This is a genomic window from Streptomyces sp. NPDC092369, from assembly GCF_044755245.1.
Classification (GTDB): domain Bacteria; phylum Actinomycetota; class Actinomycetes; order Streptomycetales; family Streptomycetaceae; genus Streptomyces.
The window spans coordinates 69,004-86,721 of record NZ_JBIVQP010000003.1 but is presented as its reverse complement, the minus strand read 5'-3'; the positions used below and the strand labels follow the sequence as shown (position 1 = coordinate 86,721).

The 17,718-nt window shown below is 70.6% G+C and carries 18 protein-coding genes and 1 pseudogene; 15 read left to right on the top strand and 4 right to left on the bottom strand.

Going from position 1 to position 17,718, the window contains the following annotated elements:
* The first annotated feature begins 171 nt into the window (after positions 1 to 171).
* The 6 genes and pseudogenes from ACIQI8_RS17345 to ACIQI8_RS17320 all read left to right on the top strand — a co-directional run.
* Complete coding sequence (locus tag ACIQI8_RS17345) at positions 172 to 516, top strand: sortase-dependent protein (RefSeq protein ID WP_402350726.1); 345 nt, start codon at positions 172 to 174, stop codon at positions 514 to 516.
* Complete coding sequence (locus tag ACIQI8_RS17340; protein WP_402350723.1) at positions 513 to 1,136, top strand: class F sortase; 624 nt, start codon at positions 513 to 515, stop codon at positions 1,134 to 1,136. The genes ACIQI8_RS17345 and ACIQI8_RS17340 overlap by 4 nt, the downstream gene beginning before the upstream one ends.
* 122 nt (positions 1,137 to 1,258) lie before the next feature.
* Complete coding sequence (locus ACIQI8_RS17335) at positions 1,259 to 1,750, top strand: RNA polymerase sigma factor (RefSeq protein WP_402350720.1); 492 nt, start codon at positions 1,259 to 1,261, stop codon at positions 1,748 to 1,750.
* Positions 1,734 to 2,243 (top strand): hypothetical protein, encoded by a 510-nt coding sequence (locus ACIQI8_RS17330; RefSeq protein ID WP_402350717.1) that lies wholly within the window; start codon positions 1,734 to 1,736, stop codon positions 2,241 to 2,243. Before ACIQI8_RS17335 ends, ACIQI8_RS17330 begins: the two co-directional genes overlap by 17 nt.
* A gap of 53 nt (positions 2,244 to 2,296) precedes the next feature.
* Positions 2,297 to 2,818, top strand: coding sequence for a hypothetical protein (locus ACIQI8_RS17325; RefSeq protein ID WP_402350713.1), 522 nt, complete (start codon positions 2,297 to 2,299; stop codon positions 2,816 to 2,818).
* Positions 2,819 to 2,964: 146 nt separating this feature from the next.
* Positions 2,965 to 3,120, top strand: a pseudogene (locus tag ACIQI8_RS17320) (sigma-70 family RNA polymerase sigma factor); the annotation flags it as partial.
* A gap of 27 nt (positions 3,121 to 3,147) precedes the next feature.
* On the opposite strand, the gene ACIQI8_RS17315 reads toward ACIQI8_RS17320, so the two are convergent.
* Both ACIQI8_RS17315 and ACIQI8_RS17310 read right to left on the bottom strand, forming a co-directional pair.
* On the bottom strand, positions 3,148 to 3,840 hold the full coding sequence (locus ACIQI8_RS17315) for a glycerophosphodiester phosphodiesterase (protein ID WP_402350710.1): 693 nt from the start codon (positions 3,838 to 3,840) through the stop codon (positions 3,148 to 3,150).
* A 26-nt stretch (positions 3,841 to 3,866) separates the two neighbouring features.
* Entirely contained in the window at positions 3,867 to 4,928 is a 1,062-nt protein-coding gene (locus ACIQI8_RS17310; protein WP_402350707.1) for an adenosine deaminase, read from the bottom strand.
* A 191-nt stretch (positions 4,929 to 5,119) separates the two neighbouring features.
* Between ACIQI8_RS17310 and ACIQI8_RS17305 the strand changes: the two genes are divergently transcribed.
* Positions 5,120 to 5,932, top strand: a complete 813-nt coding sequence (locus ACIQI8_RS17305) for a DUF4190 domain-containing protein (protein ID WP_402350704.1) — start codon at positions 5,120 to 5,122, stop codon at positions 5,930 to 5,932.
* 451 nt (positions 5,933 to 6,383) lie between these two features.
* Here the strand turns inward: ACIQI8_RS17305 and ACIQI8_RS17300 are convergent, their stop codons facing one another.
* Positions 6,384 to 6,980 carry an NADAR family protein gene (locus ACIQI8_RS17300; protein WP_402350701.1) on the bottom strand — a complete coding sequence of 199 codons (597 nt, stop codon included), beginning with the start codon at positions 6,978 to 6,980 and terminating at the stop codon, positions 6,384 to 6,386.
* 210 nt (positions 6,981 to 7,190) lie between these two features.
* On the opposite strand from ACIQI8_RS17300, the gene ACIQI8_RS17295 reads away from it, so the two are divergent.
* The 8 genes from ACIQI8_RS17295 to ACIQI8_RS17260 all read left to right on the top strand — a co-directional run bounded on the left by ACIQI8_RS17295 (position 7,191) and on the right by ACIQI8_RS17260 (position 16,890).
* On the top strand, positions 7,191 to 8,729 hold the full coding sequence (locus tag ACIQI8_RS17295; protein ID WP_402350698.1) for a gamma-aminobutyraldehyde dehydrogenase: 1,539 nt from the start codon (positions 7,191 to 7,193) through the stop codon (positions 8,727 to 8,729).
* Positions 8,730 to 8,812: 83 nt separating this feature from the next.
* Positions 8,813 to 10,060 carry a spermidine/putrescine ABC transporter substrate-binding protein gene (locus tag ACIQI8_RS17290; RefSeq protein WP_402350695.1) on the top strand — a complete coding sequence of 416 codons (1,248 nt, stop codon included), beginning with the start codon at positions 8,813 to 8,815 and terminating at the stop codon, positions 10,058 to 10,060.
* Entirely contained in the window at positions 10,057 to 11,217 is a 1,161-nt protein-coding gene (locus ACIQI8_RS17285; RefSeq protein ID WP_402350692.1) for an ABC transporter ATP-binding protein, read from the top strand. Before ACIQI8_RS17290 ends, ACIQI8_RS17285 begins: the two co-directional genes overlap by 4 nt.
* The gene (locus ACIQI8_RS17280; RefSeq protein ID WP_402350689.1) at positions 11,217 to 12,140 is read left to right on the top strand and encodes an ABC transporter permease; all 924 of its coding nucleotides are present in this window, start codon (positions 11,217 to 11,219) and stop codon (positions 12,138 to 12,140) included. The genes ACIQI8_RS17285 and ACIQI8_RS17280 overlap by 1 nt, the downstream gene beginning before the upstream one ends.
* The gene (locus ACIQI8_RS17275; RefSeq protein ID WP_402350686.1) at positions 12,141 to 12,941 is read left to right on the top strand and encodes an ABC transporter permease; all 801 of its coding nucleotides are present in this window, start codon (positions 12,141 to 12,143) and stop codon (positions 12,939 to 12,941) included. It abuts the gene before it with no gap.
* 29 nt (positions 12,942 to 12,970) lie between these two features.
* Positions 12,971 to 14,389, top strand: a complete 1,419-nt coding sequence (locus ACIQI8_RS17270) for an NAD(P)/FAD-dependent oxidoreductase (RefSeq protein WP_402350683.1) — start codon at positions 12,971 to 12,973, stop codon at positions 14,387 to 14,389.
* A gap of 128 nt (positions 14,390 to 14,517) precedes the next feature.
* The gene (locus ACIQI8_RS17265) at positions 14,518 to 14,973 is read left to right on the top strand and encodes a hypothetical protein (protein ID WP_402350680.1); all 456 of its coding nucleotides are present in this window, start codon (positions 14,518 to 14,520) and stop codon (positions 14,971 to 14,973) included.
* 120 nt (positions 14,974 to 15,093) lie between these two features.
* The gene (locus tag ACIQI8_RS17260) at positions 15,094 to 16,890 is read left to right on the top strand and encodes a chitinase (RefSeq protein ID WP_402350677.1); all 1,797 of its coding nucleotides are present in this window, start codon (positions 15,094 to 15,096) and stop codon (positions 16,888 to 16,890) included.
* Here the strand turns inward: ACIQI8_RS17260 and ACIQI8_RS17255 are convergent.
* Positions 16,829 to 17,689, bottom strand: a complete 861-nt coding sequence (locus ACIQI8_RS17255; RefSeq protein WP_402353957.1) for a phosphatase PAP2 family protein — start codon at positions 17,687 to 17,689, stop codon at positions 16,829 to 16,831. The genes ACIQI8_RS17260 and ACIQI8_RS17255 overlap by 62 nt on opposite strands.
* Between the last annotated feature and the right edge of the window lie 29 nt (positions 17,690 to 17,718).

The window sequence follows — 17,718 nt, the reverse complement described above, 5'->3', positions numbered from 1 at the left end:
CGCTCAACCGGCCTGCCAACTCCCGTACACCGCAAGGCCATCTACGACTTTGCCGGCCCTTTACAACCCGTCCGCCGGCTGCCTCGTCTCTCCGCTCGATCCGTCAACCGACCGTCGGCCGATCCTCGACCGACGGCCGACCGACAGCCCCTCGATGAAAGAGAGCGATTCATGCGTCGAACCGGCCTCAGTGCCATGGCACTCGCCTGCGCCGCCGTGCTGGCGGGTGCGGTGCCCGCGTTCGCCGACGGGACCCCGACGCCCGTCCCCAGCCAGTCCGCCGCGCCGACCAAGGCGCCGTCCGACGCCCCGCGTCCCGCCACCAGTGCCGAGCCGACCAGGGCACCGTCCGACGCCCAGGTCTCCGTCCGGCCCAGCGGCGCGCCGAACACCGGCGAGGTCACCCCGTCCTCCGGCTCCGCCACGGGCGGCCTCATCGGCGGGGGCGCCGCCGCGGCGATCGCCCTCGGCGGCGGGGTCCTCCTCGTGCGCCGCCGCCGGGCGAACGGGGTATGAGCCCCCTCTCCAGGCGCGCCTTCGCCGGGGCGGCGCTGGCCTCGCTGCTCGTCGCCTGCGGTGGCCCGGGCACCACGACCGGAAGCTCCGGTGGCTCTGCGAGTCCGCCGCCGTCGTCGGTGTCGTCCGAGACCTCCGTCCCGCCGCCCGCCAAGTCGGCGTCGGCACTGGGGCGTTCGGTCCCGGTCGGCCTGAGGATCCCGGCCATCGGGGTCGACACGTCGGTCATGCAGCTGGGGCTGGCGGCCGACGGCACCGTCCAGGTGCCGCCGATCACCGCGCACGACCGGGCGGGCTGGTACCGGCACTCACCGACACCGGGCCAGACCGGACCCTCGGTGATCCTCGGCCATGTCACGGTCGGCTCCTACGGGGACGGGGTCTTCCGTCACCTGGGGGAGCTGAACCGGGGGGACAAGGTCGAGGCGCGCCTGGAGAACGGCAGGTCCGCGGTGTTCGCCGTCACGGCCGTGCGCACGGTCGCCAAGGCGGACTTCCCGACGGACGAGGTGTACGGCGACGTGGACCGCCCCGAGCTGCGGCTCATCACCTGTGGCGGACCGCGTACCGGTGACGGCTACCAGGACAACGTCATCGTCTTCGCGACGCTGACCGGGTAGCCGGCCGCCACGAGCACCACGGCGCCCCGGATCCCGGACCGTCGGAACCCGAGCCGACGGTCCGGGCTCTTCCTCTACGCATGCGAGCGCCACCACCCCCCACATGGAGACCACAGAGAACATTGAAACGGTCCAGCGAGAAGGCCGCGTCCGAGCTGTTCGCCGCCCTCTACCCGCGCCTCGCCGGCTGGTGCCGCCGGCTCGTCGACGACGACGAGACGGCCCACGAGATCGCCTCGGAGGCGTTCACCCGGCTGTGGGCGCGCTGGACGACCGTGTCGGAGCCGCGCGGATTCCTCTACGTCACCGCCGCCAACCTGGTCCGGGACCACTGGCGCAAACTGGAGCGCGAGCGCCGGGCCGTGCGCCGCGCCACCGACGAGGCGGCCGTGCGCCCGCAGCCGGAACAGGACGACCCCTCGGTACGGCTCCTGGTCCAGTCCCTGCCCGAACGGCTGCGCGTGCCGATCCTGCTGCACTACTACGCTGACATGCCGATCCGGGAGGTGTCCGCGTTGACCGGACGCAAGGAAGGAACCGTCAAGGCCGACCTCCACGCGGCCCGCGAACTGCTCCGCGCCCATCTGAGGAGAAGCCTTGATCACACACTCTGACGACGGCCCGGACTTCGACCCCGAGGACGAACTCACCGTCCTGCTGCGCCCGTCCACCGAATACCTCGGCCCACCCACCGGCCGCTACGAGGCGATCCGCCGCGGCGCGGCCCGCCGCAAGCTGGCCAAGGCCGCCGTCGGCGCCGCCCTGACCTGCGGGGTCGCCGCCCTCGTCGTCCTGCCCCTGCGGCTGACCGCCACGGACTCCCCGTCCGTCCCGACGCTCCCGCAGGCCCCGCCCCCGGCGAGCAGTCCGTCGACCGGTCCCTCCACCGGCCATGACCGGACGGAGGCCCCCACCCCGACGGCCCCCAACCCCGTGACCCCCGTCCCCAGCCGCCGCATCCCGTCCAGCGTGCCGTCCAGCGTCCCGCCCGGCCAGCGCTCCACGGTGTCCTCCAGCAAGGCACCGTCGACGGCACCGACGGACGCACGGGACACGAGTTCCGTGGCGCCGTCGTCGGCCCGCACCGCCGCCGAACCACGTGGCTGACACCACTCGCGAAGAGTTTTGAACATGTTCAACTACGGGCGTACGCTGCCGTCATGAGCGACAGAGCCGCCCTGCTCAAGGGCATCCGCGCCTGGTTGGTCCTCTTCGTCGTCTGCCTGGTGCTCAGCGGCGCCACGGCCTTCCCGCTGGTCCACGAGCTGCGGTGGACCGAGGACGTCCTGCGGTCCCTGTCCGTGCCGCAGCACCTCCCCGCGCTCATGGAGTGGATCGAGCACGTCCGCCGCGGCCTCGACACCGCCGACGCCGAGTACCCCTTCGTCCTCTACGGCACGGACTGGCTGGCCTTCGCCCATCTCGTCATCGCGGTCGCCTTCTACGGCCCCTACCGCGACCCGGTCCGCAACATCTGGGTCGTCGAGTTCGGGATGATCGCCTGCGCCGGAATCGTCCCGCTGGCCCTGATCTGCGGGCCGATCCGGGGCATCCCCTTCTGGTGGACGGTGATCGACATGTCCTTCGGCGTCATCGGGATCGTCCCGTTGTACGTCGTACGCCGGAAGATCAAGCGACTTGAGGCCCTCACCCCGAACCACGCCCCGGTACTCGCTACTTGAGCGCGGCCCAAGCGATCCGCTGCGCCGGGGGAATCATCTCCTCGCCCTTCGCGTCCGTCGCGCCCACCGAGTGGACGAGGGTCCGGCAGAGGTCACGGGTCGCGCCGATCACCGCGCTGTACCCGTACCGGGACTCCCGCAACCGCGCGGTCGAGAAGGACGTCACCACCGGCCCCGCCCAGGGCGCGATCCGCTACGGCCTGGTCCGCGACACCGGCGGGGACGACACCCCCGTACCGCAGTACGCCACCCGCGCGACCCCGGCGGACCCGGCGACGGTGGCGCAGCGTTCGCGCGTGTAGGAGACGGGGCGCCGGGGTGCCGTCGGCTCAGTCGCCGTCGCCGTCACGCAGGGCGTGCAGGACGTCGACGCGGTTGGTGGTGATGGAGTCGACGCCGAGGTCGAGCAGGCGGCGCATGGAGCGGCGGGTGTCGGGGGTCCAGACGGAGAGCAGGTAGCCGGAGCGGTGGACGTAGGTCGCGAGGTCCCGGTCGACCAGCGCGAAGCGGTAGTTGAGCCAGCGCGGGCGCACCGCGTGCAGCAGCGCGGGCCGCGGGGGCGCCAGCGTCTTCCAGGTCAGCGCGATCTCGGCGGCCGGATCGGCGGCCCGGACGGCGAGCATCGCGGGGGCGTCCGCGGTGTAGTACGCCCGGTCCGCCGCGCCGCTCTCGCGCACAACCTCCATGATCCGCCGCACGGCGGGCAGCCCCGGATCGCCGGGCAGGTCGACCATGACCCGGCGGCCCTCGGTCGCGGCCAGCGCCTCCGCGAGCGTCGGCACCCCGCCGTCCGTGAGCCCGCGCACCTCGTCGGCCGACAGCGACCCGAGCGGCCGGTCGTGCTCCCACAGCCGCTTCAGCGTGCTGTCGTGCAGCAGCACGGGGACGTCGTCCCTGGTCAGCCGGACGTCGAACTCGACCGCGTCCGCGCCCGTTCGGAACGCGGAACGCAGTGAGTCGAGGGTGTTCTCACGGGCACGGTAGGGGTCGCCGCGATGGGCGACTGCGGTCACCTTCTGCATGGACCCCATTGTGGTGACCCGGTGGCTCAGGGGGCGAGCCACGCCGTGGTGAAGGTGTCGATCTCCTCGCGGATCCGGGCCTTGCCGGCCGGGTCCAGGAAGGAGACGTCGACCGCGTTCTTCGCCAGCTCCGCGAGACCCCGTTCGTCGAGGTCGAGCAGCCGGGCGGCGACCGCGTACTCGTTGTTGAGGTCCGTGCCGAACATCGGCGGGTCGTCGGAGTTGATCGTGACGACGACTCCGGCCCGTACGAACTCCTTGATCGGGTGCTCGTCGAGGGTGCGGACCGCGCGCGTGGCGATGTTGGAGGTCGGGCACACCTCCAACGCGATGCGCTCCTGGGCCAGATGCGCGAGCAGCTTGGGATCCTGGGCCGAACTGGTCCCGTGCCCGATGCGCTCCGCGCGCAGATAGGTCAGGGCGTCCCAGACCGTCTCGGGGCCGGTGGTCTCGCCGGCGTGCGGCACCGACCGCAGTCCGGCGGCGATCGCCCGGTCGAAGTAGGGCTTGAACTGCGGCCGGGGTACGCCGATCTCGGGCCCGCCGAGCCCGAACGACACCAGGCCCTCCGGGCGCAGCCGGTCGTCGGTGGCCAGCCGCACGGTCTCCTCCGCGGCATCGAGTCCCGCCTCGCCGGGAATGTCGAAGCACCACCGCAGCACGGTCCCGAACTCGGCCTCGGCCGCCTTGCGCGCGTCCTCGATCGCGTCCATGAAGGCGCGCTCGTCGATCCCGCGGCGGGTCGAGGAGTACGGCGTGATGGTCAGCTCGGCGTACCGCACCTGCTGCCGGGCCAGCTCCCGCGCCACCTCATAGGTCAGCAGCCGCACGTCCTCCGGGGTCCGGATGAGATCCACGACGGACAGATACACGTCGATGAAGTGCGCGAAGTCGGTGAACGTGAAGTAGTCGACGAGCGCCTCGGCGTCGGTGGGAACCCGGGAGTCGGGGTGGCGTGCGGCCAGTTCGGAGACGATGCGCGGGGAGGCGGAGCCGACGTGATGCACGTGCAGTTCGGCCTTGGGCAGCCCGGCGATGAAGGCGTGCAGCTCACGCGGGGCGACGGAAGCGTCGAGGTGGTCGGACAAGGGGTTCCTCCCCGGAACGGCGCCCCTGGACGGCTCGGCCGCACGGGACGCGGGTGATCGGCTGATCGATGACTCAGGGATCATCGTAGGCCGGGGCGGGAGGGTGGGAGCGGGGGGTGGGCGGGGGTGACGCCCGGGCGATGCCCTGGCCGGTGTACCGGCCGGTGAGCTGTTCAGCGGCAGGCTTTACCATGGCGAGGCGATCGATCGAGGGGGACGGGAACGTGGTGGACGGGACACAACCGGGCGGGGGAGCGGGCGCGGAACGCGACCCGTGGGCACCGCCGCCCGAGGAGAAGACGTCGCTGGACAAGGGCGCCCGCCCCGGGCCCACCCAGCAGCCCCAGTCGGCCCCGCCGTCCGCGTATCCGCCGCCCCCGGCGTACCCGCAGCCGCCGTCCGTGCACGACCAGCCCACGATGGCGGCCATGCCGTCCGACGGCTTCGCCCCGCCCGGCCAGGGCACCGGCGCCCCCGGTCAGGGAGCACCCGGCTTCGGCGCCCCCACCTACGGCGCTCCCGGCACGCCCCCGCCCGGCTGGTCCGACTCCGCCGTGCCGCCCCCGCCGTTCGCCCCGACCGGCCCCGCCCCGCAGGGCCCCGGCGGCTACGGCTACCCCGCCTACCCGCAGGGCTACGGCTGGCCCGGTATGCAGCCGCCCCCGCAGAACGGCATGGGCACCGCCGCCATGGTGCTGGGCATCCTGTCCTGCTGCCTGTTCTGCGTGTACGGCATCCTCTCCGTCATCCTCGGCGTCCTCGCCGTGGTCTTCGCCATCAAGGGCAAGCGACGAGCCGAACGCGGCGAGGCCACCAACCGCGGCCAGGCCCAGTCCGGCCTCATCACGGGCATCATCGGAATCGTCCTGGGCCTCGCCACGATCGCCCTGCTGATCGTCGGCATCGCGATCGCGGTGAACGACGACGACAACAGCGGCACGGACGACGGCTCGTACTACAACTCGGCCCCTGCCATCTCGGCTCCCCTGCCGGCTCGGGGCTGAGCGACCCCGACCAGCCGCCCCTTTACCCACACGACGAGGGCGTCCCCGCGCCGCCTCCGTCCGCGCTGACCCGGCAGGTCCCGCCCTGCGCCACCGCCGGCCGATCTCCCGGCCTACGATCCGTCCCCGGGCATCTCGGCCGCGCTACCGGCCCGGGGCCGAGCCGCACTCGCCCCGCGACCAGCCCGGGGGCCGAGCCGCCCCGCCCCGCGACCAGCCCGGGGGCCGAGCCGCCCCGCCCCGCGACCAGCCCGGGGGCCGAGCCGCCCCGCCCCGCGACCAGCCCGGGAGCCCAGCCGCCCCGCCCCGCTACCGGCCCGAGGGCTGAGCCGCCCCGCCGCCGGACCCCGCCCCGCTAACGGACCAACAGCGTCCACTAACGGCCCGGGGGCCGAGCCGCCCCGCCCCGCCGCCAGCTCAGGGGCTGACCCGCACCCGCCCCGCCGCCGGCTCAGGCCTGAGCCCCACCCGTCCCGTCCCCCTCACCCCGAAGCCGCGCCCGCGCCTCCATCAGCGCGAACCCCAGCAGATTCGGCCCCCGCCACCGCTCCGGATCCTGCGCCACCGGGTCGTCCGCCGGCAGGCCGATGCCCCACACCCGGTCCACGGGGCTCGCCTCGACGAGGACGCGCTCGCCCGTGGTCAGCAGGTACTCCCGCAGATCCGCGTGCGCCGTGAACTTGTGGACGCTGCCCTCGACCACGATCGCGAAGCGTTCCCGCTGCCAGGTCGCCTCGTCGAAGCCGCGCACCAGCCGTCCCGCCTTCTTGGCGAGCGAGGGATGCCCCGCGTCCAGGACGCGCCGCTCCGCCTCCGCGTCCCCGAACAGCCGCGCTTTCCGCGCCATCATCCAGTGCTCGGCGGTGCCGTACTCCACCCCGTCCACCGTGAACGGCGCCGGCCACCACTGGCTCAGACAGCTCGACCCGACCTGCCCGTCCGCCCGCGCCCGGTGCCCCCAGAAGTGCAGGTACTTGATCTGCGCCCCCGCACGGACCGCCTTGACCAGCGTCTCCTGTGAATCGATCGTCCCCGTGATCCGTCCCATGCACGCGAGTCTGGCAGCCACCACTGACATTCCGTCCGTCCTTTCCCGTGGTCACTCGACACCTGGTCGACAGATTCCGTCGCGTAACCAAAAGGCAACAACGGAATCACTTGTTGGACGCCCTTTGCTCTGTCAGGATCGGCACTCAAATCGAGCTGGAGCTACGCCACCCGCCCCCGCGACCGAGGGGCTCCGGCGGAGGAGAGCGACATGCACAAGCCGGGCACTGCCACCCCGGACCGATTCCCGGCGCAGGACCGCTTCGCGGACGGCGCCCAGTACATCGCCGGCCGCCTGACCAAGGGCACCTCCGGCCGTGCGCACACGGTCGTCGACCCGTCGACCGGCGAGGAGGTCCTCACCTACGAGCTGGCCGGCCCCGAGGACGTGGACGCGGCCGTCGCCGCCGCCCGCGAGGCGTTTCCCGCCTGGTCCGCCGCCACCCCCGGCGACCGCTCCGACGCGCTGCACCGGCTCGCCGCCGTCCTCGCCGACCGCGCCGAGGACTTCGCCCGCGCCGAGTCCCTGCAGTGCGGCAAGCCGCTGAAGCTGACCCGCGAGTTCGACGTGCCGGGCACGATCGACAACACCGCCTTCTTCGCGGGCGCCGCCCGGCATCTGCAGGGGCAGTCCGCCGGCGAGTACTCCGGCGACCACACCTCCTACGTGCGCCGTGAGCCCATCGGTGTCGTCGGTTCCATCGCGCCCTGGAACTACCCGCTCCAGATGGCCGCCTGGAAGATCCTCCCGGCGATCGCCGCCGGCAACACGATCGTCCTCAAGCCGGCCGAGCTGACCCCGCTCACCTCACTGCTGTTCGCCCAGGCCGTCACCGACGCCGGCATCCCGGACGGCGTCGTCAACATCGTCACCGGCACGGGCAGGGAGGCCGGCGAGCACCTGGTCGGCCACCCCGACGTGGTGATGACGTCCTTCACGGGCTCCACCGCCGTCGGCAAGCGCGTCGCCGAGATCGCGACGGCCACCGTCAAGCGCCTCCACCTGGAGCTCGGCGGCAAGGCGCCCTTCGTCGTGTTCGACGACGCCGACCTGGAGGCCGCCGCCAACGGCGCGGTCGCGGGCGCGCTCATCAACACCGGCCAGGACTGCACCGCCGCCACGCGCGCGTACGTGCAGCGCCCGCTCTACGAGGCGTTCGTCGAGCGGACGGCCGCCCTGATGGAGACCGTCCGGCTCGGCGACCCTTTCGCCGGAGGCACCGACCTCGGCCCCCTGATCTCGCACGTCCAGCGCGACCGCGTCGCCGGTTTCGTCGACCGGGCGCGTGCCTACGCGCGCGTGGTGACCGGCGGCGAGGCACCCGGGGGAGACCTGGAGAAGGGCGCCTACTACCGGCCCACCCTGATCGCCGACGCGGCGCAGGACAGCGAGGTCGTCCAGTCCGAGATCTTCGGCCCGGTCCTGGTGGTCCTGCCCTTCGACAGCGACGACGAGGGCATCGCCCTCGCCAACGACACCCCGTACGGACTCGCCGCCTCCGCCTGGAGCCGCGACGTCTACCGGGCGAACCGCGCCACCCGCGACATCAAGGCGGGCTGCGTGTGGATCAACGATCACATCCCGATCATCAGCGAGATGCCGCACGGCGGATACAAGGCATCCGGCTTCGGCAAGGACATGTCGGCGTACTCGTTCGAGGAGTACACACAGATCAAGCACGTGATGTTCGACAACACCGCGGTGGCCAGGAAGGACTGGCACCGCACCATCTTCGGGGACCGGCTGTAGTTCATCTCCGGCTACCGCCGGGCGGGAAGACCGGCCGCCGACCACGGCCTCAACCTCGTCCCTCCTGAAAGGGCAGCAAGCGCATGGAGCAGTACGAGCCCGAACGCCTCTCCCCGGCCCAGGTGGCCGCCATGCGGCGCAGCTTCCGCAACGGGAGGGCCGCCCTCACCCGCCGTTCGCTGCTGCGCGCCTCCGCGGGCGGCGCGCTCGCGCTCGGCGGCGTCGGGGCACTGAGCGCCTGCGGGATCCCCGCGGCGGGCAAGTCCCAGGGCGGCGTGTCCGCCGACGACCACTCGGCCACGGAGAAGACCGTCAACTTCTCCAACTGGACCGAGTACATCGACGTGGACGACAGCGGCAAGCACCACCCGACGCTGGACGCGTTCCGCGAGCGGACCGGCATCACGGTCAAGTACACCGAGGACATCAACGACAACAACGAGTTCTTCGGCAAGATCAAGCCGCAGCTCGCCGCGGGCCAGGACACCGGCCGCGACATCATCGTCCTCACCGACTGGCTGGCCGCCCGTCTGATCCGCCTGGGGTGGGTCCAGAAACTGGACCCGTCCCATCTCCCGCACGCCTACGCCAACCTCTCGGCCCAGTTCCGCAACCCGGACTGGGATCCAGGACGCGCCTACTCCTACGTATGGCAGGGCATCTCGACCGTCATCGCCTACAACAAGAAGGCGCTCGACGGCGTCGAGGTGAAGTCGGTCTCCGATCTGCTCGACAACCCCAAGCTCAAGGGCCGGGTCGGCTTCCTGTCGGAGATGCGCGACAGCATCGGCATGACGCTGCTCGACATGGGCAAGGACCCGGCGAAGTTCACCGACGACGACTTCGACGCGGTGGTGGCCCGCATCCAGAAGGCCGTCGACAAGGGCCAGATCCGCCGCTTCACGGGCAACGACTACACGTCCGACCTCACCAAGGGCGACTTCGCGGCCTGTATCGCCTGGGCCGGTGACGTGGTCCAGCTCAAGGCGGACAGCCCGGACGTCGACTTCGTCATCCCCGACAGCGGCTACATGACGTCGACCGACAACATGCTGATCCCCAACAAGGCGCGCCACAAGACGAACGCCGAGCGGCTCATGGACTTCTACTACGAGCCCCAGCAGGCCGCCGATCTCGCCGCGTACATCAACTACGTGACGCCCGTCGACGGCGTGAAGCCCTATCTGGCGAAGATCGACAAGTCGGCGGCCGAGAACCCGCTGATCATTCCCGACCAGGCCATGGCCGCCAAGTCCCATGCCTTCCGCTCCCTGAGCGCGAAGGAAGAGACGGCCTACGAAGAGAAGTTCGCGAAGCTCACAGGGGCGTGACGACCATGAACACCACGGACAACAGCGGCGACGTCCGCCTCTCCGGAATCAGCAAGACCTACGGCGCCTTCACCGCCGTGCACCCGTTGGACCTGACCGTGCCGCAGGGTTCCTTCTTCGCGCTGCTCGGCGCCTCCGGCTGCGGCAAGACCACCACCCTGCGCATGATCGCGGGTCTGGAGGAGCCGAGCGGCGGGACCGTGTTCCTGGGCGACCAGGAGGTGACCCATCTGCCGCCCTACAAGCGGCCGGTGAACACCGTCTTCCAGTCCTACGCGCTCTTCCCGCACCTCGACATCTTCGAGAACGTCGCCTTCGGCCTGCGCCGGCGCGGCATCAAGTCGGTGAAGAAGCAGGTCGAGGACATGCTCGACCTGGTCCAACTGGGCGAGCAGGCACGCAAGAAGCCGCACCAGCTCTCCGGCGGCCAGCAGCAGCGCGTCGCCGTGGCCCGCGCGCTGATCAACACCCCGAAGGTGCTCCTGCTCGACGAGCCCCTCGGCGCCCTCGACCTCAAGCTGCGCCGCCAGATGCAGTTGGAGCTCAAGCGCATCCAGACCGAGGTCGGCATCACCTTCGTGCACGTCACGCACGACCAGGAGGAGGCCATGACCATGGCCGACACGGTCGCCGTGATGAACGCGGGCCGCGTCGAGCAACTCGGCTCGCCCACCGACCTGTACGAGAACCCCCACACCACGTTCGTCGCCAACTTCCTCGGCACCTCAAACCTGATCGAGGCCGAGGTCGACACCAAGAGCGGCGACGACATCGTCCTCAGGGCGGGCGGCGGCAAGCTGGTGCTGCCCGAGGCGCGCTGTTCGGCGCCGACCACCACCGGCGGCAAGGTGCTGGTCGGCGTACGCCCCGAGAAGATCTCCCTCACGCACGCGGACGACGCGGGCGAGATCCCCGAGGGCCGCAACCGCATCACCGGCAAGATCGCCGACTCCAGCTTCATCGGCGTCTCCACGCAGTACGTCATCGACTGCCCGGTCTGCCCCGAATTCGAGGTCTACGCCCAGAACATCGACCGCGATGCCCGCCTCGTGCCAGGCGCCGACGTCGTCCTGCACTGGAACCCGGCCCACACCTTCGGCCTCGACGCGGCCCAGGACATCGACGCCGGCGTCGACATCGAGGAGGAGGCCGCCTGATGGCCGCAGCCACCGAGGCGCCACCTCTGGCGCCGGCCCCCGAGAAGAAGCCGCCGCGCAAGCGGGGCCGCTGGACGCCGTACTGGCTCCTGCTGCCCGGTCTGCTCTGGCTGGTGGTCTTCTTCGCGCTGCCGATGATCTACCAGGCCTCCACCTCCGTGCAGACGGGCTCCCTGGAGGACGGCTACAAGGTCACCTGGCACTTCGCGACCTACTGGGACGCGCTGAGCGAGTACTGGCCGCAGTTCCTGCGCTCGGTCCTCTACGCCGCCGCCGCGACCGTGCTGTGCCTGCTCCTTGGCTACCCGCTGGCGTATCTCATCGCCTTCCGCGCGGGCCGCTGGCGGAACCTGATCATGATCCTGGTGATCGCGCCCTTCTTCACCAGCTTCCTGATCCGCACCCTCGCCTGGAAGACGATCCTCGCGGACAGCGGACCGGTCGTCGGCGCCCTCAACACCCTGCACGTCCTGGACGTCACCAGCTGGCTCGGCTGGACCTCCGGCGACCGCGTGCTGGCCACACCACTCGCCGTGGTCTGCGGACTGACGTACAACTTCCTGCCGTTCATGGTGCTGCCGCTCTACACCTCGCTGGAACGCATCGACGGGCGGCTGCACGAGGCCGCCGGCGATCTGTACGCGAAACCCTTCACGACCTTCCGCAAGGTGACCTTCCCGCTGTCGATGCCGGGTGTGGTCTCCGGGACGCTGCTGACGTTCATCCCGGCGGCCGGCGACTACGTGAACGCCGAACTCCTCGGCTCCACCGACACCCGCATGATCGGAAACGTCATCCAGACGCAGTTCCTGCGGATCCTGGACTATCCGACGGCCGCGGCCCTGTCCTTCATCCTCATGGCGGCGATTCTCCTCATGGTCACCCTCTACATCCGCAGGTCCGGGACGGAGGATCTGGTCTAAATGCCCGTCATCACCTGGCTCAAGCGCCATCTCGTCGTCATCGCGGGACTTCTGACCCTCGGTTATCTGCTGCTGCCGAACGTCGTCGTCACGGTGTTCTCCTTCAACAAACCGAAGGGGCGCTTCAATTACGAATGGCAGCAGTTCTCCTTCGACGCGTGGAAAGACCCGTGCGGGGTCGCCGACATGTGCGGCTCGCTCTCGCTGAGCCTCCAGATCGCCTTCTGGGCGACCGTCGGCGCGACCGCGCTGGGCACGATGATCGCCTTCGCGCTGGTCCGCTACCGCTTCCGCGCGCGCGGCTCCGTGAACTCGCTGATCTTCCTGCCGATGGCGATGCCCGAGGTCGTCATGGCCGCCTCGCTGCTCACCCTGTTCCTCAACCTCGGTGCGCCGCTCGGGTTCTGGACGATCCTGATCGCGCACATCATGTTCTGCCTCAGCTTCGTCGTCGTCGCCGTCAAGGCACGTGTGATGTCGATGGACCCGCGCCTGGAACAGGCCGCCCAGGACCTCTACGCCGGCCCGGCGCAGACCTTCCTGCGCGTCACCCTGCCCATCGCGGCCCCCGGAATCGCCGCGGGCGCGCTGCTTTCCTTCGCGCTCTCCTTCGACGATTTCATCATCACCAATTTCAACGCGGGCTCGACCGTCACGTTCCCCATGTTCGTCTGGGGTTCGGCACAGCGCGGAACACCCGTACAGATCAATGTCATCGGCACGGCCATGTTCCTGGTCGCCGTACTGTTGGTGCTGTTCTCCATGGTTCTCGGAAATCGCCGCAACAGGCAGAAGGCGTAAACGCACAGCCCTTGTAGGGAGTTGAAATCATGGCCCCAGTCGCCATGAATCGTTGGACGAAGTCGCTCTCCGACGCACAGCCGGTCCCGTACTGGCTCGAAGATCCCGGCAAGCCCCACCCCGAGCCCGCCCTCACCGGCGCCGAGACCTGCGACCTGCTGGTCGTCGGCGGCGGGTACAGCGGACTGTGGACCGCGCTCATCGCCAAGGAGCGCGACCCGCGACGGGATGTCGTCCTGCTGGAAGGCCGCGAGGTGGGCTGGGCCGCCTCGGGCCGCAACGGCGGCTTCTGCGCCGCCTCCCTCACCCACGGCCTGCCCAACGGCCTGGCCCGCTGGCCCGAGGAGATCCACAAGCTGGAGGAGCTGGGCGCCCGCAACCTCGACGAGATCGAGAGCGCGGTCGCCCGGCACGGCATCGACTGCGACTTCGAGCGCACCGGCGAGATCGACGTGGCGACCGAGCCCTACCAGGCGGCCGAACTGCGCGACTGGTACGAGGAGATGGAGCGCGCAGGCCTCGCCGAGGGCGTCGAGTTCCTGGACGCCGAAGCGGTACGGCAACAAGTCGACTCACCGACCTTCCAGGCCGGCCTGTGGGACCGCGGGGGAGTGGCGATGCTCCACCCCGCCAAGCTCGCCTGGGGGTTGAAGCAGGCCTGCGTCCGCCTCGGCGTCCGCGTCCACGAGCACACCCCCGCCCTCGCCCTGAAGCCGTACGGCGCGGGCATGGCCGTACGCACGCCCTACGGCTCGGTCCGCGCCCGCAAGGTCGCGCTCGGCACCAACATCTTCCCCAACCTGGTCAAGCGCGTACGGGCGTACACCGTGCCGGTCTACGACTACGCGCTGATGACCGAACCGCTCAGCGACGAGCAGTTGGCCTCGATCGGCTGGAAGAACCGCCAGGGACTCGGGGATTCGGCGAACCAGTTCCACTACTTCCGGCTGTCGGCCGACAACCGGATCCTGTGGGGCGGTTACGACGCGATCTACTCGTACGGCGGCCGGGTGCGCCGGGAGTACGACGACCGGCCGGAGACGTACGCGAAGCTCGCGGGGCATTTCTTCACCTGCTTCCCGCAGTTGGAGGGCGTCCGCTTCTCGCACGCGTGGGGCGGCGCGATCGACACCTGCTCGCGCTTCTCGGCGTTCTTCGGCACCGCGCACCGCGGGAACGTGGCGTACGCGGCCGGGTACACGGGCCTCGGCGTCGGCGCGACCCGCTTCGGGGCCGACGTGATGCTCGACCTGCTGGACGGCGAGGACACCGAGCGGACCCGACTGGAGATGGTCCGCACCAAGCCGCTGCCGTTTCCGCCCGAGCCGTTCGCCTGGACGGGCATCGCCCTCACCAAGTGGTCGCTGGCCCGAGCCGATTCGCACGGCGGCCGGCGCAACCTGTGGCTGCGGACGATGGACCGCTTCGGCCTGGGCTTCGACAGCTGAACGCCGCTTTCGCGAGGTGTGATCCGGTTCACTCCAACGGGGTGCCGGAACCCGCGTAATGCTCCCCGCGAGACCTCCCTCTCTCTCGTGACGCGACCAGCGTCCACGACACAGAGGGAGGTCGTCTCATGACTGGGGCGAAGACGGCGGTCGAGTGGCTGGCATCGGTGGCACCCGACCCCGAGGCATGCCGCTGGGAGTGGGAACGCAATCCGCTGGGGGTGGCCCTGCTGCCCGCGGGCAAGGCGTGGGACGTGCTGATCCTGCCGGGTGAACTCGGCTATCCCACGCTCGACGTGCTCACCCGGGTGCTGGACCAACCCGGGCCCGTGCTCGTCGACTTCGGCGACAACCGGATGGGCTTCTTCGTGCCGCCGGGGACGGCCGCGCGCTGGCTCGGCACCGGCATCCGCACGGCGGGCGCCGGCACCTGGATCGTCGTGCCGTACCCGGGCCGCTCCACCGGCGGGGTCCGCTGGCTGGTCCCACCGGACGGCTCCGGCACGCTCACCGATCCGGCGCTGCTCGAACTCGCCATGCACGAGGCGGCGGCCGGCCTGGCGACCGATGACGGCAGCCTGTGAGGACGGGGATGGCAGGGGGCGATGAAGGCGGGTAGCGGCAGAAGGTCTTGACAACAGGATTGGTCTGGACCAAATTGAGCGCGCTCCACCCCTCCAATTCCCCCATGCCCGGAGGCACTTGTGGACCGCTTCAGACCCGTCCTCGCCCTGCTCACGGCCACCCTGCTGGCCGTGCCCGGAATCACCGCGCTCTCGTCGGCCGCCCGTGCGGCCGACGCGGACCTGGCGAAGAACGGGGGCTTCGAGTCCGGCCTGGACAGCTGGACCTGTTCGGCCGCCACGACGGTGAACTCGCCCGTGCACAGCGGGAGTTCCGCGCTGCAGGCAACCCCGGCCGGCAGCGACTACGCCCAGTGTGCGCAGACGGTGACCGTCCAGCCGAACTCCCAGTACACGCTGAGCGGTTACGTCCGCGGCTCCTACGTCTACCTCGGCGCGAACGGCACCGGCACCACCGACGTCTCCACCTGGACCCAGTCCGCCCCCGACTGGCAGAAGCTCACCACCACCTTCACCACCGGCGCCGCCACCACCAAGGTCACTCTCTACACCCACGGTTGGTACGGCACCGGCGCCTACTACGCCGACGACATCTCCCTCATCGGCCCCGGCGGCAGCACCGGCCAGCCGCCCGCCGCCCCGACCGGCCTGAGGACCGGCACGATCACCTCGTCCTCCGTCGCCCTGTCCTGGACGGCCGCCACCGGCGCCACCAGCTACGCGATCTATCGGGGCGGCACCAAGGTCCAGACGGCGACCGGCACTTCGGCCACCGTGACCGGCCTGACCGCGTCCACGGCGTACAGCTTCCAGGTCACCGCGAGCAACGACGCCGGCGAATCGGCGAAGTCGGCGGCGGTGACCGCCACGACCACCGCGGGCTCAGGCGGTGGCTCGGGCGACCTGCCCACTCATGCCCTGGTCGGCTATCTCCACGCGAGCTTCGCCAACGGCGCCGGCTACACGCGCCTGGCCGACGTGCCCGACAGCTGGGACGTCATCGACCTGGCCTTCGGCGAACCGACCTCCACCACCTCGGGCGACATCCGCTTCAACCGCTGCCCGGTGACGGAGTGCGCGAACGTCGAGTCAGACGCCGACTTCAAGGCGGCGATCAAGGCCAAGCAGGCGGCGGGCAAGAAGGTGCTGATCTCGATCGGTGGCGCCAACGGCCAGGTCCAGCTCACCACGACGGCGGCCAGAGACACCTTCGTCTCCTCGGTCTCGAACATCATCGACACCTACGGTCTGGACGGCCTGGACATCGACTTCGAGGGCCACTCGCTCTCCCTGAACGCGAGCGACACGGACTTCAAGAACCCGACGACTCCCGTGATCGTCAACCTGATCTCGGCCCTGAAGACCCTGAAGGCCAAGTACGGTGCCAAGTTCGTGCTGAGCATGGCCCCGGAGACATTCTTCGTGCAGATGGGCTACCAGTTCTACGGCACCGGCAAGTGGGGCGGACAGGACCCGCGCTGCGGCGCGTACCTCCCGGTCATCTACGCCCTGCGCGACGACCTCACCCTGCTCCACGTCCAGGACTACAACTCGGGCCCCATCATGGGTCTGGACAACCAGTACCACTCGATGGGCGGCGCCGACTTCCACATCGCCATGACCGACATGCTGCTCACGGGCTTCCCGGTGGCGGGCGACGCGAACAACGTCTTCCCGGCCCTGCGCCCCGACCAGATAGCCATCGGCATGCCGGCGTCGACGAACGCGGGCAACGGCTACGTCTCCCCGTCCGAGGTCACCAAGTCCCTGGACTGCCTGACCAAGAAGACCAACTGCGGCTCGTACACCACCCACGGCACCTGGCCCGCCCTGCGCGGCCTGATGACCTGGTCGGTCAACTGGGACCGCTTCTCGAACTGGGAGTTCCAGAGGAACTTCGACGCGTACTTCCCCTGAGCGGACCGAGCGGGCCGAGCACCAGGGTCAGCGCGGTCAGCAGAATCAGGCCGAGGCACCAACTGGCCACCACATCCAGTGGCCAGTGGTAGCCCCGCCGCACCAGGCCGAAGGCGACGGCGAGGTTGAGGACGGCGGCCGCGACGACCACTGCCCGGCGGGCGTTCGCCGAGCGGAGCCAGGGGAGGAGGAGCAGGGCCGCGGTGCCGTAGGCGACCATCGCCGTCGCGGTGTGCCCGGAGGGGTAGTAGCCGGTGGCGGGCGGCACGACCGGGGTCCCGGGGCGGTCGATCAGCTCTTTGAGGGGCACGACCAGCACCGGGACCAGCACCATCAGGACGGCTCCGGCGAGCGGCGGCAGCCACCAGCGGTCCACGCCCATGGCACGGCCCCGCAGAGCGACGTAGAACAGGGCGACGGCGAGCACGGGGACCGCGATCTGGAAGTTGCCGAGGTCGGCGAGCAGTTCGGAGACGCGGTCCGGATGGACGAGGGCCCGGCTGATCCGTTCGTCCGCGCGCAGCAGGGGGCCGTCGGCCACGACCTGCCAGGTGATCAGCGCGAAGAGGAGGGCGGGAAGCCCGAGGAGAAGTACGAAGGAGAGGGAGGAGGTCGGCCACCCCGGAACAGGGGGGGTGGTTCCGGGGTGGCCGTCCGGATCGGATCGACGCCCACCCCGGGGGGTTTGGGGCGGGCGACTGTCCGATCGGTGAGGAGATCCGGAGCCGGAGGCCCCGGGTGTGTGCGCGAGGGCACGACCAGGTCGAAGCTGGGGAGGCCCCGGCCTGAAATCGCCCACAGTCCCCTGTGGGCGGGGTGTATCTCTCA

What these genes read in the sequence shown, in the direction of transcription:
- ACIQI8_RS17345 (WP_402350726.1), top strand. Translation starts at nt 172, where the DNA reads ATGCGTCGAACCGGCCTCAGTGCCATGGCACTCGCCTGCGCCGCCGTG.
- ACIQI8_RS17340 (WP_402350723.1), top strand. Translation starts at nt 513, where the DNA reads ATGAGCCCCCTCTCCAGGCGCGCCTTCGCCGGGGCGGCGCTGGCCTCG.
- ACIQI8_RS17325 (WP_402350713.1), top strand. Translation starts at nt 2,297, where the DNA reads ATGAGCGACAGAGCCGCCCTGCTCAAGGGCATCCGCGCCTGGTTGGTC.
- ACIQI8_RS17315 (WP_402350710.1), bottom strand. Translation starts at nt 3,840, where the DNA reads ATGCAGAAGGTGACCGCAGTCGCCCATCGCGGCGACCCCTACCGTGCC.
- ACIQI8_RS17305 (WP_402350704.1), top strand. Translation starts at nt 5,120, where the DNA reads ATGGCGAGGCGATCGATCGAGGGGGACGGGAACGTGGTGGACGGGACA.
- ACIQI8_RS17300 (WP_402350701.1), bottom strand. Translation starts at nt 6,980, where the DNA reads ATGGGACGGATCACGGGGACGATCGATTCACAGGAGACGCTGGTCAAG.
- ACIQI8_RS17295 (WP_402350698.1), top strand. Translation starts at nt 7,191, where the DNA reads ATGCACAAGCCGGGCACTGCCACCCCGGACCGATTCCCGGCGCAGGAC.
- ACIQI8_RS17290 (WP_402350695.1), top strand. Translation starts at nt 8,813, where the DNA reads ATGGAGCAGTACGAGCCCGAACGCCTCTCCCCGGCCCAGGTGGCCGCC.
- ACIQI8_RS17280 (WP_402350689.1), top strand. Translation starts at nt 11,217, where the DNA reads ATGGCCGCAGCCACCGAGGCGCCACCTCTGGCGCCGGCCCCCGAGAAG.
- ACIQI8_RS17275 (WP_402350686.1), top strand. Translation starts at nt 12,141, where the DNA reads ATGCCCGTCATCACCTGGCTCAAGCGCCATCTCGTCGTCATCGCGGGA.
- ACIQI8_RS17270 (WP_402350683.1), top strand. Translation starts at nt 12,971, where the DNA reads ATGGCCCCAGTCGCCATGAATCGTTGGACGAAGTCGCTCTCCGACGCA.
- ACIQI8_RS17265 (WP_402350680.1), top strand. Translation starts at nt 14,518, where the DNA reads ATGACTGGGGCGAAGACGGCGGTCGAGTGGCTGGCATCGGTGGCACCC.